Below are 16,424 nucleotides of genomic sequence, written 5' to 3'. Positions count from 1 at the left end.
ACGGGTCGCGCACGGCTGGCGGGGATCGTACGCGGCCCGTCGGCGGGAACCGGCAGCTCAGACGCGTACGGGCGCCCGGTCGGGGCCCGGTCCGGGGTCGGCGTCCGGATCGGTGGCGGTGCCGGGCGCGGGTGCGGGCGGGGCGGTGCCGGAGCCGAGGTCCTGGGCCGGTGCCGGTGCCGGTGCCGGGTCCGGGTTCGCGTTCAGTTCGGTGAGGGACCGGTCGGTGAAGCCGAAGAAGTACGTGGCGAGGAATCCGGCCGCGTACCCGGTGAACAGCCCGCCCGCGTAGACGGCGAGGGTCGTGGCGAACCCCCGGTTGCCCTGGACCAGCGGGAACAGCGCCCAGCCGGACGGTCCGATCGCCGTCGCGCCCACCTTCGCGCCGAGCATCGAGAAGAGTCCGACGAACGCCCCGCCCGCCGCGCCGCCCGCGCACGCCGTCACGAACGGGCGTCCCAGCGGCAGCGACACCCCGTAGATCAGCGGCTCGCCGACGCCCATCAGTCCGGCGGGCAGCGCGGAGCGGATGGTGGCCCGGATCGTCCGGTTGCCGCGCAGCCGGACGAACACCGCGACCGCCGCGCCGACCTGCCCCGCGCCCGCCATCGCGAGCACCGGCAGCAGCACGGTGTACCCCTGCTGGTCGATCAGCGTGGTGTGCAGCGGGATCAGCGCCTGGTGGAGTCCGAGCATCACCAGCGGCAGGAACAGTCCGCCGAGCACCAGCCCGGCGAACACCCCGGTGTGGGTGAGCAGCCAGTCGGCGCCGGTGCCGATCGCCCGGGACGCCGCCCCGGCCGCGCTCATCAGCCCGTACACGGTGACCAGTCCGGTCAGCAGCAGGGTGAGCGTCGGGGTGACGATGACGTCCAGGGTCTCGGGGACCCAGCGGCGGCACCACCGCTCCACCGCCGTGGCGAGCAGCGCGGCGGCCATCGCGCCGAGCACCCCGCCCTGGCCGGGGGCGAGCGGATGCCCGAGGACGCTGATCGCGCCGACGCCCGGGAAGACCACGACCGCGGCGACCGCGCCGCCGAGCACCGGCGTCCCGCCGAACTCCTTCGCGGTGTTGAGGCCGACGAACACCGCGATCAGCGCCATGAAGCCGGACGCCAGCGCCCCGAGGACCGGGGTCAGCCACGGCACCAGGCCCGCGTTGACGAGCAGTCCGTTCAGTCCGGCGATCATTCCGCAGCCGATCAGCGCGGGGATCAGCGGGACGAAGACCGCGGCGATCCGGCGCAGCAGCAGCTTGCCCGGGGTCGCGTTGCGGCGCTTGCGGTCCGCGCGCAGGGCCGCGCCCCGGGCGGCCAGCGTCCCGGCGTCCACGGCCCGGTCGGGGCCGTTCCCGTTGCCGCCTCTGTTGCCGCCGCCGTGGCCGGTTTCCGTGGCCGTCCGGGTGGGGGCGGCCGGGTCGGTGGTGGACGCGGTCGTGGGGCCGGGGGTGGTGGCCGCCCCGGCGCGCAGTTCCTCGAAGGCGCGGGTGACGCGCGCCGCCCGGCCGGGGCCCAGCACGATCTGGTGGGTGTCGTCGTCCTCGACCACCCCGAGGACGGCGGGATGGGCCCGCACCCCGTCCTCGTCGAACCGGGCCGGGTCCACCAGGACCAGCCGCAGCCGGGTCATGCAGTGGGCGGCGGAGCGGACGTTGCCGGGGCCGCCGACCAGGGCCAGCAGCGCGCGGGCGGTGGCGCGGTGGGGATCGGGGGCGGGGGAGCCGGGCGAGGGGGTGTCCCCCGGTGGGGGCTGGTGGTGGTCCGGCGGGGGGTCCTCGTGGGGGGTCTCGGACGGTGCCATGGGTGCCTCGTGGTGGGGGGAGGGGCCGAGGCGGGGCGGTCGCGGTGGCGGTGGGGTCAGCCCGCCGCCGCCAGGGCCTCGCGCAGATGGCCGTCGGCGGTGGTGAGGAGCCGGTCGGCGGTGGGGGCGTCGACATCGGCCAGGATGATCAGGATGGCGTTCTTGACCTCGCCGCCCGAGGCGGTGAGGGCCCGTTCGACGGTGGTGTCGTCCGCTCCGGTGGCGAGCCCGACGATCCGTCTGGACCGGGCGCGCAGCTTCTCGTTGGAGGCCCGGACGTCGACCATCAGGTTCCCGTACGTCTTGCCGAGCCGGATCATGGTGATCGTCGAGATCATGTTGAGGACGAGCTTCTGGGCCGTCCCGGACTTCAGCCGGGTGGAGCCGGTGAGGAACTCCGGTCCGACGACCACCTCGATGCCGTGGTCCGCGGCGGCGGCCAGCTCGCTGTGCGCGTTGCAGGACAGCCCGACGGTCAGCGCCCCGTACCGCTTGCGCGCGTGCTCGACGGCGGCGACCGCGTAGGGGGTGCGGCCGGAGGCGGAGATCCCGACCACCGCGTCGTCGGCGGTGAGGCCCAGCGCGTCGAGGTCGGCGACGGCGAGTTCCCGGGAGTCCTCCGCGCCCTCGACGGCGGACACCATCGCGGTGGGGCCCCCGGCTATCACCCCGATGACCTGGCCGGGAGCGGAGTTGAAGGTGGGGACGCACTCGCTGGCGTCCAGTACGCCGAGCCGTCCGGCGGTCCCGGCGCCCGCGTAGACGAGCCGTCCGCCCCGGGCCAGCCGCGCGGCGATGCCGTCCACGGCGGCGGCGATCTCGGGCAGCCGCTCCGTCACGGCGGCGGCGACCCGGGCGTCCTCGGCGTTCATCAGCCGGGCGATCTCCAGGGTGGGCCGCAGGTCGACGTCGGCCAGCTCGGGACGGAACGTCTCCGTGGTGAGGGCGGCGAGCCGGGCCCGCAGCCGCGCGTCGGGCGGGGCGGTCGCGGACGGCCCGGAGGGCTGAGGGGGCTGGGAGACCCGAAGGGGCTGGGAGTTCTCGGAGGCGTCCTCGGTGGCACGTGTAGTGGAGGAGGGCATGACGGGCTCTTTCCGTTCGGGGGAGGGCGGGAGGAGCGGGGCGGAGGGCAGGAGTGGCGGGGCGGAGGGCGGGAGAGCGGCGGGGCGAGGTGCCGGTCCCCGGGCCGCCGGGGCGGCCCGGGGTGGCGGCGGGTCAGCGGCCGGGGGTCCGGCGGGTGCGGCGGTGGGCCAGGGCCTCGTAGGTGGCGGCGAGCGCGGGGCCCGCACGGTCGTAGGTGCGTTGGGCGACCCCGACGAACAGGCAGTCCACGACCAGGAGTTGGCTGGTGCGGGATGACATGGCGGCGGGTCGCAGCTCGCTGTCGCGGGCGGCGGACGTGGTGAGGACGTGGTCCGCGTACTGGGTGACGGGACCGTCCGGGAGGCCGGTCATCGCGATGGTGGTGGCCCCGCGCTCGAAGGCCACCCGGAGCGGTTCGATCACGTCGAAGGTGGAGCCGGACTCGGTGATCGCGAGGGCCACGTCACCCGGGCCGAGGTGGACCGCGTTGGTGACCGCCAGGTGCGGGTCGTGGTGGGCGTGGGCGACGAGCCCGATCCGCAGCAGCTTCTGGGCGAGGTCCTGGCCGACCAGGCCGGAGGCGCCGATCCCGTAGACGTCGATCCGGCCCGCCCCGGCGAGCGCGGTGACGGCCGCGCCGAGTTGCTGGACGTCGAGGGTGTCGGCGGTGTCGGCCAGCGTCTGGCGCTCCTCGTGGGCCAGCTTGGCGACGACCTCGGAGAGGGGGTCGTCCACGTTGATGGTGGCGGTCACGGCGGGGGCGCGGCCGGACGCCTGGTGGGCGGCGAGTCCGGCGAGCGCGAGGCGCAGGTCCCGGTAGCCGGGGTAGCCCAGCAGCCGGGCGGTGCGGACGACGGTGGCCTCGCTGGTGCCGGTGCGTTCGGCGAGTCCGGTGACCGTGAGCCCGGCGCAGCCCGCCGGGTCGGCGGCGACGGCCTCGGCGACCCGCTGCATGGAGCGGGTCATGGTGGGGGCGAGGGTGCGGACCCGGGCGGCGAGGGCCGCCGGGGGGACGGGTGCGGGGGCGGGCGCGGGGGCCGGGGCCGGGGTGCCCGCGGTCCCGCTCGTGTTCGCGTAGGTGTTCACGTCCCCGTGCGCGGGAGCGGTGAGCGGGTGCGGGGGCCGTGCCGGGGGCGCGGGCACGGCGGGTGTGGTGGGGGGCAGGGCGTCGGAAGTTTCCTTCACTATGTCCGTCACCCTTGGAAAGATATTTTCATACCGGTGGGTGGTCAAGGGGGCGGCGCCGACGGGGTGACGGACCGTCCGCTCCTCACCCGTTCGCGGCCTGCAGCGGTTCGCCGCCCGGCCGGGTCGTGTCCGACCGTGGCCCGTCCGGCCCGCCGAGCCGTTGGTCCGTGTCGCACCGGCCCGCGTCGCGAAGACCCGCGTCGTGACGGCCCGCGTCGCGGTGGGCCCGGGGGCTGACCCCGTAACGGGCGCGGAACGCCCGGCCGAACGCCCCCGCGCTGGTGAAGCCCCAGCGGGTGGCGACCGCGCCGATCCCGGGCGGGGGGTCGCCGTCCCGCAGCTCGGCGTGGCAGCGCTCCAGACGGCGGCGCCGGATCAGCGCGGCGACGCCCTCGCCGCGCTCCTCGAACATCAGGTACAGCCCGCGCACGGACAGTCCGTGCTCGGCGGCCACCGTCGCGGGGGTGAGCCGGGGGTCGCCCAGGTTCAGCTCGATGTAGGTGTCGACGCGCCGCAGCAGGTCGCGGGCGCGGACGGCGCGCCGGGGCGGGGCGGGGCCGTCGAGGTGTCCGGCGAGGAAGGCGGAGGCGAGGTCGAGGGCGGTGCCGCCGAGGTGGTCCAGTTCGTGCGGCGCGCAGGTGTCGCCCTCCGCGACCACCCCGGCCAGGAAGTGGCCGAGCACCCGGCCGAGCCCGGTGCTGGCGGTGAGCCGCCGTCCGAGGAGCCGGTCCACCCGGTCCTGGGCGAGCGGCACCTCGTTCCGGGGCACCTGGAGGATCATCACCCGCACCGGACGCCCGGACAGGGCCGTGGCCTGGTACCGGAACGGGTGCGAGGTGTCGAACAGCACCCAGTCGCCGGTGCGCAGGGTGGTGACGGGGTCGTCGCCCTCGAAGGCGATGCGCATGCTGCCCTCGCCGACCAGGGCCAGGTGGTACGCCTCCGGGTCCGCGTGCCGGATCAGGGCCGCGCTGCGGTGCGAGCGCAGCGACGGATAGCGGAAGGTGGCCAGCCGGACCGGGCCCAGCTGCGCCAGGGCGGCGCGGGCGGCGAACCGCTCCGGGGCGTCGACCGTGATCCGGGTCGGCGCGACGTCCCGGGCGATGACCTCCCGGAAGAGCTCGACGCCCTCGTCCCCGCTCATCGTGTCGGTGGACAGTACGGACCACATCCCCCGGTCCCCCTTCCCTGGGTCGCCCGTGGCTGGTCGGTCCACGGACGGTTTCCGGACGACCCTACGGCTCCGCGCGGACCACCGGCTAGACGTCCGGCGGGGCCCGGGGTACGGGGCCCGTCCGGGGCCCTTCCCCGGGTTCGTCGGACGCGGGTCCACTGGGGTCGTTCGCGCGGTTCCCCGCGCCCCTTGGGGCTGCTTCCACCGGCGCGTTCCCGGGTGCGGGCCGCGTCCCTGACGGGTGCGTTCTGGCCGGGGCCGCGTCGTCCTGTGCGGGTGCGCTGTGCTTGCTCGCGCAGTTCCCCGCGCCCCTTCGGGGACCCGACAGGACCCGTCCAGGGCGCCCCGTCAGGGGCGCGGGGAACTGCGCGACCGGCCGACCACGGCCGGGGGAGAAGACACGACCTCCGGGAGGGCCCCGGCGCGCCCGTACGGGACGGCGTGGCCCACGGCGCCGTCCACCAGGCGCACGGGGAGCGGGGCACCGTACCGCCGTCGCGGGGCCAGGACCGGATAGGCGACCATCCGCCGACACGGGCCGAGGGGGAGCGGCGGCTGCCGTGCGACGGCCGAGGCCGGATAGCTGGTCAGCCGTGCGGGCATCGCGGGGGTGAACCGTTCGGCGGCGGCAGCCTGACCACGGTGAAGAACCCCTACGGACAAGGTGTGTTGCGTCGGGCGGCGTACCGTGGAGGCCGAGGTGATGACCGGATGTCGCAGCTTGCGAAGAACGTCAAGAAGCACCGGCGCAAGGCGGGCCTGTCCCAGGAGGAGTTGGCGGGCGCGGCGGATCTGTCCGTCTCGACCGTCCGGAAGATCGAACAGGGTGGCGCGGTCCGCACCGAAACCCTCCACGCGGTCGCGCGGGGCCTCGGGATCCCGACGAGTGCCCTGTTCGTGGCGGACGCGCCGGTCCCGGTGCGTGGCGACGAGGCCACCCGGCGCGGTCTCGTCCCCCTCCGCATGGCGTTGATGCCACCTGTGGGGCTGGACGGGACGTACCCGGGACAGCCGCCGCACCCCTGGGCGGATGACCTGCGGAGAAGGATCATCGACACGCACGCGCTCTACCGCGCGGACCGGTTCGCGTCAGTGGCCGCCGCGCTGCCCGGGCTGTTGGAGGAGTCGGAGTCCGCGCGCCTCGCGGCGACGGGCGGCGAACTGCGTGCGGCGACCGTGACCCGCGCGCTCGCCCTGCTGGTGGCGGGCAAGTACCTCACCCAGGTGCGCCAGTACGACATGGCCTACCACGCGCTGGCCGAGGGCATCCGGCTCGCGCGGGACGTGGAGGCGCGGCGGGTGGCGGGCACCGGGATCGTCGGACTGGGCTGGCTGCTCCTCCGGCAGGACCGCTTCGCCGAGTGCTACCACCTGGCCGTGACCACGGCGGAACACATGGAACCCCGGCTGTCCGACACGGACGGCGCCAGACTGGGCCTCTGGGGCGAACTGTGGATGCGCGCCGCTGCCGCCGCCGTCCGCGACAACCGCCCCGATGACGCGGCCCACGCCCGCAGGATGGCAGGACGGGCCGCCGGTGGCATGGAACGCGAGGACCGTACGTTCCCGACGACCTGGGGCGGTTTCGGGCCCGTCAAGGTGGCTCTCAAGTCCATCGAGGACTGCCTGGTCACCGGCGACGGCAGGGCCGACGCGCTGGAGGTGCTGCGGCGTTCGAACATAGGGGTTCTGGAGCCGAGGGCACTGGCCCGCCTCGGCCACCCCGCCGAGACGGCCGACTGGTTCCGTCACCGTCTGGACGTGGCCCGCGCGCACACGCTCCTGGGCTCGCACCAGGAGGCGATGGACGAACTCACGGCCATCAGGGTCTCCGGATCCGAGTGGATCAGGCACCAACCCATGGCACGCAGGGTGACGGCGGACATCCTCGGATCGCGCAAGCGGACGCTGACCCGGGAGATGCGCGAGATGGCGGATTACCTGGGCGTCGACGAGTAAGTACCACGCTCCGTGTCACCTTCGGGGCGGAGCGTGGTGAACTCTCCCGCTCCGCCCGTGGTCTGACGCTCCGTCGTGCACCTACGGTCACCGTGAACCGTCCACGACTCACGGGGAAGCGATGACCACGACGTACATGGACGCGCGCGGAGCGCGCCACCGAACCACCGGTGAGCAGGTGCCTCCGGACGAGCCTTCTGAAGTGGGCGCACCGGCGCGCGATACGGCGTCGGGGCGGACCGGCGAGTGTCGGAGCGCGGTCGGCAGGCGCTGGCGACTGGGGCTACTGGGCGGTGGCGTCGAAGGGGGCGCGATGCCCACCAACGGCCGCCCCGGGCGCCGAGCCCGGAACGGCCACGTGAGGGCCTTCCACTGGCTGCCCCGCTGGTCGGCCGCCCACGCCCGAAGGGAGCCGGACTCCGCCCCACCCCACGCCTACCGTGCGCTGGTGTTCGCGGAGGGGCCTGTCGTGGGTACCGGGCGGCGTGGGCGGGCGGTGCTCGGGTCGTTCGCCAGTCCGTACCCGGGGCGGGTGTTGCGGTGGCTGCGGGGTCAGGCGTTGCGGATCGCGGACGGTCTGGACCCGGACCCGTCCGCGTGGATGAACCCGACGGTCCTGTTCCCGGACCCGGACGCGCACCCCGGGGACGTCCCCGCCACCCTCCGCGACTGGGCGCTGCGGGACGGCGTCCGGAACGAGGCGCGCCGTCTGCTCCTCGCCGGGGAACCGTTCGCGTTCCTCAGCTCCGACCACTCCGGGGCATATGCCCTCACCGCATGGCCGCTCCACCTCGGTCCCGGCCCCCACTGGCCCGCAGGTGGGCAGGTATGACCGAGGACCAGGCCCCGACCGACAGCCCCGCGCGGCTTGATGAGCTGCGCAGCGCGCTGGATGTGCTGGAGAAGTGGCCGGGTGCCGCTCACTGGCCCGACGTACAGACCCTGGCGGGCCGGGCCGCCCCGTTGGTGTGGGAGGAACTGAAGACCCGTTGGCTGTGGGACCAGTTGCCGTCCGCCGAGCGCGCGGCGGTGTACTGGGCGCTGGCCACCGGCCACGCCGTCCGCACCGGGTGGGCGCCGGAGGTCACCGACTGGCGGCCCGTCGTCGCCGGACTGGTCCGTGAGTGCGCGTTCTTCGCCTTCTGCTGCGAACCGCGGAACGCAGCCCGCTGGCCCGAAGCCGAGGGCCGTCTGAAGGAGGGCGAGCAGGCGGCACAGGGCCTCGCCTGGTACCTCTCCCTCCGCCCCGCCTGGCGCGCCGAGGTGTTCCGGCTGCTGGAGACCGGACACCGCGCGGACCCCGCCCCCGCTCCCGACGCGGTGCCCCCGTCGCTGTGGGGAACGCCGGGACTGGTCCAGCAGCGCTCGGGGACGGGGGACGGACCCCGGAGCGTGCCCGTGCGGGAGCGGGCGGAGAGCACGGACACGACCGTCCGGTTCGCCGCGCTGCCCGAAGGCTGGCAGGTGGAGACCATGCGCCGCATCGCCCTCGGACACACCCCCCATCAGGCCGTGACCAACGCGGCACAGGCCATCGCCGCGCTGCCCCACTTCGGTATCGCCCTCCACCCCACGCCCCCACCCTGACCCACCACCGCACGGCCCCGGCCCCGCTACTCCGTCCCCGCCGAACTGTTGATCCGGCTTCCCCGCGCGATCACCGGCGGGGGCGGACCCACACGCACGCACAGACCTCCCCTGCCCCGCTGTCCTGCCGCCCGGCAGGGGGAGCACCACCGCAGAACGACGTTGACCCTACGGAGAGGACCGGCCCATGACGCTGGCCATCGAGCCGCCCACGAAACCGTTCGCGGGGATCGCCTCGCTGGAGCTGGAGATCACCGGGAAATGCCAACTCGCCTGCTCGCACTGCCTGACGGAGTCCAGTCCGCAGGCCAAGCGCGGCGCGATGACGTCCGGGGACTGGCACCAGGTGATCCGGGACGCGGCGACGCTCGGTATCCCGCACGTTCAGCTCATCGGGGGTGAGCCGACGACCCACCCGCAGTGGCGGGAGTTCGCGGAACTCGCCCTGTCGCTGGGGCTGTCGGTGGAGGTGTACAGCAACCTGTTCCACGTCCGCGACGAGTGGTGGGACCTGTTCACCCACCCCCGGGTTTCCGTGGCGACCAGCTACTACAGCGACCAGGCCGAGCAGCACGAATACATCACCAACCGCCCCGGCAGCCACGACCGCACCCGCAGCAACATCCGGGAAGCCGTCCGCCGGGGAGTACGGCTCCGGGCCGGAATGGTGGAGGTCTTCCCCGGACAGCGCGTCCGCCATGGGCACATCGACCTTCAGGGCATGGGCGTCAAGCGGATCACCACGGACCGGGCCCGCGCGGTAGGCCGCCAACGACTCCCGGGGCAGACGCCGACGCTGGACGAGATGTGCGGCCGGTGCACGCGCGGCCGTGCGGCCGTCCTCCCGAACGGAAACCTCGCCGGGTGCGTACTCGCCCGCGACTTCCCGGCGGGCAACGTCCGCCAGACCCCGCTCGCGGAACTCCTCGGCGGGGACGCATGGGCCAAGCTCGCCGCGAGCATCCCGGCCCCGACCGCCGCCGGGTGCTCACCGGACGACTCCGCGTGCCAGCCCGGCCAGCCCGCCTGTCTGCCGAAGTTCCCGAACGCCCCGGAGACCCAGGGGGGTGACCGGTGACCGGGTCCCCGGACTGGCGCGCGTACGCCGCCACGCTCGCGGACACCGTCACCCCGGCCGGTTCACGGTGGCGCACGGCTGTCCAGAACACCCCCCGGCACGAGTTCGTCCCCCGGTGGTGGTGGGCCGAGAAGGACGGCGGACTACTGGCCGACGGGCCCACCGATCCCGTTCTGTGGCACCGGGTCGCCTACAGCGACACCACGGTCACCACCCGGCTCGGCGCGCTGCACGCCGACCACGCCACCCCCGACGCCCGCCCCGCGTGGTCGCCCACATCGTCGTCCACCCTGCCGTCCCTCGTCGTCCAGATGCTCCGCCACACCCGTATCGGCGACGGCATGGACGTCCTCGACGTCGGAACCGCGTCCGGGTACTCAACGGCCCTGCTGTGCGAACGGTTCGGGAGCGACCGTGTGACGAGCGTGGACGTCGACCCCTACCTGACCACCGTGGCGACGGAACGCCTCACGCGGGCGGGGCACGGGCCCACCGTGCTCACCGCGGACGCCACCGGCACACTTCCCGGCACCTACGACCGCATCGTCGCCATGGTCGCCATGCCCCGCGTCCCCGCGTCCTGGCTCACCGCGCTGCGTCCCGGCGGCCGTCTCGTCACCACCCTCGCCGGAACCACGCTGATCATCGGGGCGGAGAAGACCGCCGACGGCGGAGCGGTCGGCCGGATCGAACGGGACTGGGCCGGGTTCATGCACGCCCGGCACGGACCCGACCCCGCGCCCCGGCTGATCCAGCGGTTCCCCGACCACCGCGACCAGGACGGCGAGGACGTCACCACCGGCCGGTACCCCGTCCTGGACGTGTCCGCCGTGTGGGAGGTCTCCTCCCTGCTGTCGCTCACGGTGCCGGGCACCGAATCGCACTACGAACGCGCCGACGACGGCCGCCGGACCACGTGGCTGTTCCACCCCGACGGCTCATGGGCCCGCGCGACCGCCACCGGGACCACCCGCCCGCCCACCGTCCACCAGAGCGGACCCCAACGGCTGTGGGACGCGCTCGAACGCGTCCGCGACAAGGTCGCCGTCGAGGGCGCGCTGTGGCTGTTCGGCGCGGACGTCACCATCACCCCGGACGGCGTGTGCACCCTCGCGCGCGACGACTGGCAGATCACCGTCACATAGCCCGTTGACCCCGGCGCGTACGGCCCTTGCCCTTTCAGCCGCACGCGCCGGACCGAGGGCACCCCGCCCCGGGCACCGCCGTGCCCCGGGCCCCCTGGAGGTGCCCAGCCCCGCCCGCACACGCCCCCTTTCCGTGTGCGGGCGGGGGCCACCACCGTCCAGAACTGACCCGTCACCCCTGCGACCTGTACACCGGCACATCCGGCGCGGCACGCAGGGGAGTACAGCTAGGCCGCAGGGGTGGGCGGCGCGGCGACGTAGGTTCCACGGCCGGGCACGGTGTACACCAGCCCCGCGTCTCTCAGAACCGTGAGTGCTGACCGCACCGTGTTCCGCGCCACGCCGAAGCGTTCGACCAATTCGCTTTCTGAGCCGATGGGGGAGTCCGGAGGAAGAGCCCCCCTGGCGATCTCTGCACGCAGCACAGCGGCGATCTGTCGGTAGGGAGGCTCCGGCGCTCGTGGGTCGATCGCGTCGTGTGCAGTCATACAACCAAGCCTAGTCAGTCAGACCAAGCCGACTGATTCAGACTAGACGGGTCTGGACACGCCTAGACGGACCTATACAGGTTGCCCTACCGTCGAATGTGAAACGCCCCGAGAGGCCGCGCCAACGGTCCGCCCGGGGCTCCGCCGAACCAGCTTTCGAGGAGCTGACCGACGTATGCGCGATCGTATCGCCCGTGCCCTCGTATGGGTGCTCGCCCATCTGCCCTTGACGCGCCGGGTCCGTCCCGGCCGCCATTCCGTTGACCACTTCGCCCTGCCCACGGCGACACCCCGGCCCGCACCCGTACCCATCCCCGAGCCGGAGGCCGCGCCGGATCCGGACGTGTGGCGCCGTCCCTGGACCGGCCCCAGCTCGGCGGAGGCGCTGGGGTCTTCCGGGCGGAAGAGGCCCGGTACCTGTCCCCCGAGCAACGGGAACGGTTCTACGCCACCGCCTTCGCGGAACACGGCTACGACTACCCGTACGTCGCGCGGGGCGTCCACCAGGCACGACCCCTGACCGCAGGGGCGCTGGAGGGGATGGCGGCATGACCCGCGACGCATTGCTCGGCGGTCCGCCCGTCCGGTCCGGCGCCCACTGCTGCGTCTGCGGATGCTGGACCACCGCCCCCGTCGAAATCGGCTACACCAACCAGAGCGGCACCGGCTACATCACCCACCACGTCTGCCCCCACGACATCAACGGCGGCCAGTGCACCGTGAAGCATCACGTGGCCCTGGGCTAAACCCGCAGGTAGGGACCCCCGTCCGGAGCTGAGCCGGACGGGGGTCCCGCGCTTTCCAGCAATGTGTCGTTCGACATCCGTCCCGCGCAGTCCCCGCGCCCTTTCGGTGCGCTGTGGCTGCCCGCGCCGTTCCTCGCGCCCCTGACGGGGTGCGACTTATGGTGCGTGGTCCCGTGCGGGTGCACGGTGGTTGCTCGCGCAGTTCCCCGCGCCCCTTCGGGGCCCGACAGGACCCGGCCGGGGCGCCCCGTCAGGGGCGCGGGGAACTGCGTGACCGGCCGACCACGGCCGGGTGAGAAGGACACGACCTCCGGGAGGGCCCCCGGCGCGCCGGTACGGGACAGCAGGGCGTGCCCCGTCAGGGGCGCGGGGAACTGCGCGAGCAGCCGACCACGGCCTGAGGAGAAGCACGCGACCCCCGGGAGGCCCCCGGCGCGCCCGTACGGGACGGCGTGGCCTGACCGGGGCGGGCCCCGTCAGGGGCCGGGTGGCTGACCACGGCCGGAGGCGAGGCACGCGACCTCTGCGGCGCGCACCCGGACGAACGGGTGCGCGGATCGTGCGGAAACGCTGCGCGGAAAGCCGGTCCGCAGCCGCCCGCCACCCGTACCGTGCTGTCCCCACCCCCTCTCACCTGGACGTATGCCCGTGCGCCGTACCGAACCGTCGTGGTCCTGAGCCGCCCACCGGACGGCCCGGTTCAGCGGTCAGTCCCGTTGCCGGAGCCGCCGGAACCGGGGCGGTGCTTGGGGCGTCGCAGTCCGGCGTCGGTGAGGAGCCGGACGAGGTCCCTGCTGCGGACCTCCACCGCACCCGCCCGGACCGCGTCCGGATAGCGGTGGGACGGCAGGTCGTAGTGGTCGCGGTCGAAGGCGCGCGCCGGGACGCCGATGCCCGCCGCGAAGGCGTGCAGTTCGTCGAACGAGACGTCGCTGACCAGGTGCGACCAGAGGCGGCCGTGACCGGGCCAGGTCGGCGGGTCGATGTAGAGGGTCACGGGACGGCCGGTCCGGTGGCCCGGCCCAGGCCGCCGACCGGGGCGACGACCACGCCCGCCTCGGAGCACACCCAGTGCGGGTCGGGGCCCAGCTCGGGCTCGACGTCCAGGGCGTGCGGGTCGCCGGAGCCGCAGACCGGGCAGAGCGGCCAGCGCCCGTACCGTTCCAGCAGGGCGTCCTGGACGTCCTGCGCGACCAGCCCGGTCACGTACCCGGCGCCCTGCGGCCACTGCTCCGCCCACCAGCGGCGGTGCGCGACGGAGTCCTCCACCAGCGACACCACGTCCGCGTCGGCGACCTCCCCGGCCATGAGGTCGGCCATCACCAGCGCCCGCGCCGCGTGCAGCGCCTGTTCGATTCCGGACACGTTTCCCACCCCGTCATTGTGCGCCCCCGGCGGTGAGCACGCGGCCACCGCCGGGGGAACGGATGAACGGAACGGGAGCGGGCCGGGGCGGGCCGGGCGGCTACCGGTCCGTCGCCGTCGCGGCCGAGGACACCGCCGGAGCCGGGGCGTCCGCCGCGACCACCGGGTCAGCCGGAGCCTGCGCGTCCAGCGGCACCGCCCGGGGGCCGCCCGTGACCACCCGGGAGACCGCCGTCCGCCGGTGGACCCGCAGCGAGAGGGCGACCAGTCCGATCGCGGTGAGCAGCATCGCGGCGCCCGCCCACGCGGTCGCCGGGTAGCCCCAGCCCGCGTCGATGACCGTGCCGCCGAGCCAGGGCCCGCCGGTGTTGCCGATGTTGAAGGCGGAGGTGACGGTGGCCCCGGCGAGCGTCGGCGCGGCGCCCGCCACGTTGAACAGCCGGGCGTTCAGCGCGGGTGCCGTGTAGAAGGCGGAGACGCCCAGCAGGAACGACAGGGTGACCGTCGCGGCCGCCCAGGGGGACAGCAGCGCCAGCGCCGCCAGCAGCACCGTGGAGGCGGCGGTGCCGGTCAGCATCACGCCGAACAGGTGGGCGTCCGCGAACCGGCCGCCCAGCCAGGTGCCCAGCAGCGCGCCCAGCCCGAACAGACCGAGGACGGCGGGCACCCACCCCTCGGACAGGCCCGCCACATCGGTCAGCAGCGGGGCGAGGTAGCTGAACGCGCAGAAGACGCCGCCCGCCGCGAGCGCGGTGACCGCGACCGCCAGCCACACCTGACGGTCCCGGTAGATGCCCAGCTCGCGCCGGAGGCTCGGGGCCTCGGCGGGCACCGGGATGCGCGGGATCAGCAACAGCACGCCGATCAGCGCCACCAGGGAGGCCAGTCCGACCGCCCAGAACGCCGAGCGCCAGCCCAGGTGCTCGCCGAGGAACGCCCCGGCCGGGACGCCCAGCACATTGGCGATCGACAGTCCGCCGAGCATCACGGCCAGCGCCCGGGCCCGCGCGGTGACCGGGACCATCGCGATGGCCACCGACGCGCCCAGCGCCCAGAACCCGGCGCACGCCAGCGCGCTCACCACCCGGGACGCGAACAGCACCTCGTAGGTGGGGGCCACCGCGCCCGCCACCTGCCCCAGGCCGAAGGTGGCCAGCAGCGCCACCAGCGTGGTCTTGCGCGGCAGCCGCAGGGTGGCGATGGCGAGCAGCGGCGCGCCCACCACCATGCCCACCGCGAACGCGGAGATCAGCAGCCCGGCCTGCGGGATGGTGACGTCCATGTCCCGCGCGATGGCGGGCAGCAGCCCGGAGAGCATGAACTCGCTGGTGCCCAGCGCGAAGACGGACAGCCCGAGGACGTAGACGGCCAGTGGCATCCGTCCGCCCGGAGTGCCGGGGCCGCTCGGCCCGCCGGGACCGTTCGGGGTTCCGGAGCCTTCCGGCGCGGGAGTGGGAGCGGCGGGGGAGTCGGGCCGGGGGGCGGGCGTCCCGGAGGGCGGGGTGGCGGCGTCCTCCGGGACGCCGGGTATCGGCTCAGGCATGTCCGGTGACAACACCGGAGTCCCGGTCCGGCATTCCCGGAACCGGCGGGTTTCGCCACCGTTCACACGGACGACATCCGGGCCGACGCCCGGTCCCCTCCGGCCGGGGGCGCTTCCGGAGCCGGGATTCCGGCGGCGGGAGGGGGTGACGGTGAGGGGAGGGCGGATCAGCCGATTCCCTTCCCCTTCCCCTTCCCCTTCCCCTCTCCGCTCTCCGCGTCCGCCGCACGTGCCGTGGGAGCCGTACCCGCCGTGGGAGCCGTAGGGCCGGTGGGGCCCGTGGGAGCCGTAGGGCCTGTGGGACCCGTGGGAGCCGTAGGGCCTGTGGGACCCGCCAGTTCCGCCAGTTCCGTCAGCTCCGTCGTCAGGTTGCGGCGGGCGGGTTCCTCCCAGTGCCGGGCCCCGTGCGGGGTGCGGTAGAGCCGGGGCAGGGCGAGCAGCCGCCGCAGCACGTCCGCGCGGCCCGCGCGGAACGCCGGGGCGGGCACGAACCCGTACTCCTCGCGGACGGCGGCGGCGTACGCGCGGTACTCGTCGGGGGCGCCCGCGAGGACGGCGAGGTCGGCGTCGCAGAGCACGGCCCCGTCGCGGTCGCCGTCCGCCGGGTCGTGGCCGGTGGTCAGCAGCACCAGCCGGACCACCTCGTCCACCGCCGGGGCGGGGACCCCCAGCCCGGTCAGCGCCCGCCGCGCGAGCAGGGCGCTGCGCTCCTCGTTCTCGGAGCGGTCGGGCCGGTAGACCGCGTCGTGGAACCAGGCGGCGAGCCGGACCAGCGCGGGGGCGTCGGCGTACCCGGCCAGGGCGTCGACGTGCCCGAGCACGGCGGCCAGATGGGCGACGGTGTGGTACCTGCGCCGGTCCTCCCGCCACCGCCGCAGCAGCTCCGTCCCGTACGCGACGGCCTCGGGCCCCGGCTCGCCGCCCGCCTCCGCGACGGCCCGCTCCCAGCCCGCCAGCAGCACCCCGTCACCGGCCTCCGGTCCCGCGCCGCCGCCCGTATCCGTACCCGTTCCCGTTGCCATGGCCTCGCCCCTGTCCTCTTCCACGGCTTCCCATTGTCGTCGGGGTGGCGGGCCGGGCGGGTGGTCCCGGCCAGGGGGCCGACGGCCGGTTCCGGGCGCGGGGCGACGGACGGGAGCCGGGTGCGCCCGGCTGACCTGGGGCGTCGTCCGGAAGGGCGAACGGGACGCCTCCGCCTCCATGGGCGGTATTCAGTCGGCTTGGCGGGATACGGTCTGATCGCGGGTCCCGGCGTCTGTTGGTGAAAG

General features: G+C 74.8%; 14 protein-coding genes and 1 pseudogene. 6 read left to right on the top strand and 9 right to left on the bottom strand.

Going from position 1 to position 16,424, the window contains the following annotated elements; genetic code table 11:
- Positions 1-57: 57 nt before the first annotated feature.
- From ACVWNX_RS14385 to ACVWNX_RS14370, 4 genes are all read right to left on the bottom strand, one after another.
- Entirely contained in the window at positions 58-1,800 is a 1,743-nt protein-coding gene (locus ACVWNX_RS14385; RefSeq protein WP_454414324.1) for a PTS transporter subunit EIIC, read from the bottom strand.
- Between the two features lie 56 nt (positions 1,801-1,856).
- Positions 1,857-2,882: an N-acetylmuramic acid 6-phosphate etherase gene (gene murQ, locus ACVWNX_RS14380; protein WP_454414323.1), complete on the bottom strand. Its 1,026-nt coding sequence runs from the start codon at positions 2,880-2,882 to the stop codon at positions 1,857-1,859.
- A 133-nt stretch (positions 2,883-3,015) separates the two neighbouring features.
- Entirely contained in the window at positions 3,016-3,969 is a 954-nt protein-coding gene (locus ACVWNX_RS14375; RefSeq protein ID WP_454414767.1) for a MurR/RpiR family transcriptional regulator, read from the bottom strand.
- 184 nt (positions 3,970-4,153) lie between these two features.
- Positions 4,154-5,242 carry an AraC-like ligand-binding domain-containing protein gene (locus ACVWNX_RS14370; protein ID WP_454414322.1) on the bottom strand — a complete coding sequence of 363 codons (1,089 nt, stop codon included), beginning with the start codon at positions 5,240-5,242 and terminating at the stop codon, positions 4,154-4,156.
- 714 nt (positions 5,243-5,956) lie between these two features.
- Between ACVWNX_RS14370 and ACVWNX_RS14365 the strand changes: the two genes are divergently transcribed.
- From ACVWNX_RS14365 to ACVWNX_RS14350, 4 genes are all read left to right on the top strand, one after another.
- Positions 5,957-7,204, top strand: coding sequence for a helix-turn-helix domain-containing protein (locus tag ACVWNX_RS14365; RefSeq protein WP_454414321.1), 1,248 nt, complete (start codon positions 5,957-5,959; stop codon positions 7,202-7,204).
- 828 nt (positions 7,205-8,032) lie between these two features.
- Positions 8,033-8,791 (top strand): hypothetical protein, encoded by a 759-nt coding sequence (locus tag ACVWNX_RS14360; RefSeq protein WP_454414320.1) that lies wholly within the window; start codon positions 8,033-8,035, stop codon positions 8,789-8,791.
- Between the two features lie 187 nt (positions 8,792-8,978).
- Positions 8,979-9,869 carry a radical SAM protein gene (locus tag ACVWNX_RS14355; protein WP_454414319.1) on the top strand — a complete coding sequence of 297 codons (891 nt, stop codon included), beginning with the start codon at positions 8,979-8,981 and terminating at the stop codon, positions 9,867-9,869.
- Complete coding sequence (locus ACVWNX_RS14350) at positions 9,866-11,014, top strand: methyltransferase domain-containing protein (protein WP_454414318.1); 1,149 nt, start codon at positions 9,866-9,868, stop codon at positions 11,012-11,014. Before ACVWNX_RS14355 ends, ACVWNX_RS14350 begins: the two co-directional genes overlap by 4 nt.
- Before the next feature lie 227 nt (positions 11,015-11,241).
- Here the strand turns inward: ACVWNX_RS14350 and ACVWNX_RS14345 are convergent, their stop codons facing one another.
- On the bottom strand, positions 11,242-11,502 hold the full coding sequence (locus ACVWNX_RS14345; RefSeq protein ID WP_454414317.1) for a GntR family transcriptional regulator: 261 nt from the start codon (positions 11,500-11,502) through the stop codon (positions 11,242-11,244).
- Between the two features lie 345 nt (positions 11,503-11,847).
- Here ACVWNX_RS14345 and ACVWNX_RS14340 point away from each other — a divergent pair, with 345 nt between their 5' ends.
- Together ACVWNX_RS14340 and ACVWNX_RS14335 are read left to right on the top strand one after the other, a co-directional pair.
- Positions 11,848-12,054: a hypothetical protein gene (locus ACVWNX_RS14340; protein WP_454414316.1), complete on the top strand. Its 207-nt coding sequence runs from the start codon at positions 11,848-11,850 to the stop codon at positions 12,052-12,054.
- Entirely contained in the window at positions 12,051-12,248 is a 198-nt protein-coding gene (locus tag ACVWNX_RS14335; protein WP_454414315.1) for a hypothetical protein, read from the top strand. The genes ACVWNX_RS14340 and ACVWNX_RS14335 overlap by 4 nt, the downstream gene beginning before the upstream one ends.
- Before the next feature lie 700 nt (positions 12,249-12,948).
- Here the strand turns inward: ACVWNX_RS14335 and ACVWNX_RS14330 are convergent.
- From ACVWNX_RS14330 to ACVWNX_RS14315, 4 genes and pseudogenes are all read right to left on the bottom strand, one after another.
- Complete coding sequence (locus tag ACVWNX_RS14330; RefSeq protein WP_454414314.1) at positions 12,949-13,245, bottom strand: DUF4031 domain-containing protein; 297 nt, start codon at positions 13,243-13,245, stop codon at positions 12,949-12,951.
- Positions 13,242-13,568: a hypothetical protein gene (locus ACVWNX_RS14325; protein WP_454414766.1), complete on the bottom strand. Its 327-nt coding sequence runs from the start codon at positions 13,566-13,568 to the stop codon at positions 13,242-13,244. Before ACVWNX_RS14325 ends, ACVWNX_RS14330 begins: the two co-directional genes overlap by 4 nt.
- Before the next feature lie 145 nt (positions 13,569-13,713).
- Entirely contained in the window at positions 13,714-14,991 is a 1,278-nt protein-coding gene (locus ACVWNX_RS14320; RefSeq protein ID WP_454414765.1) for a Cmx/CmrA family chloramphenicol efflux MFS transporter, read from the bottom strand.
- 506 nt (positions 14,992-15,497) lie between these two features.
- A pseudogene (locus ACVWNX_RS14315) lies at positions 15,498-16,178 on the bottom strand (HD domain-containing protein); the annotation flags it as partial.
- Positions 16,179-16,424: the final 246 nt, after the last annotated feature.

Source organism: Streptomyces sp. JNUCC 64 (genome assembly GCF_054484115.1).
Note: the sequence above shows the minus strand (reverse complement) of the source record. Positions and strands in the feature narration are given on the sequence as shown.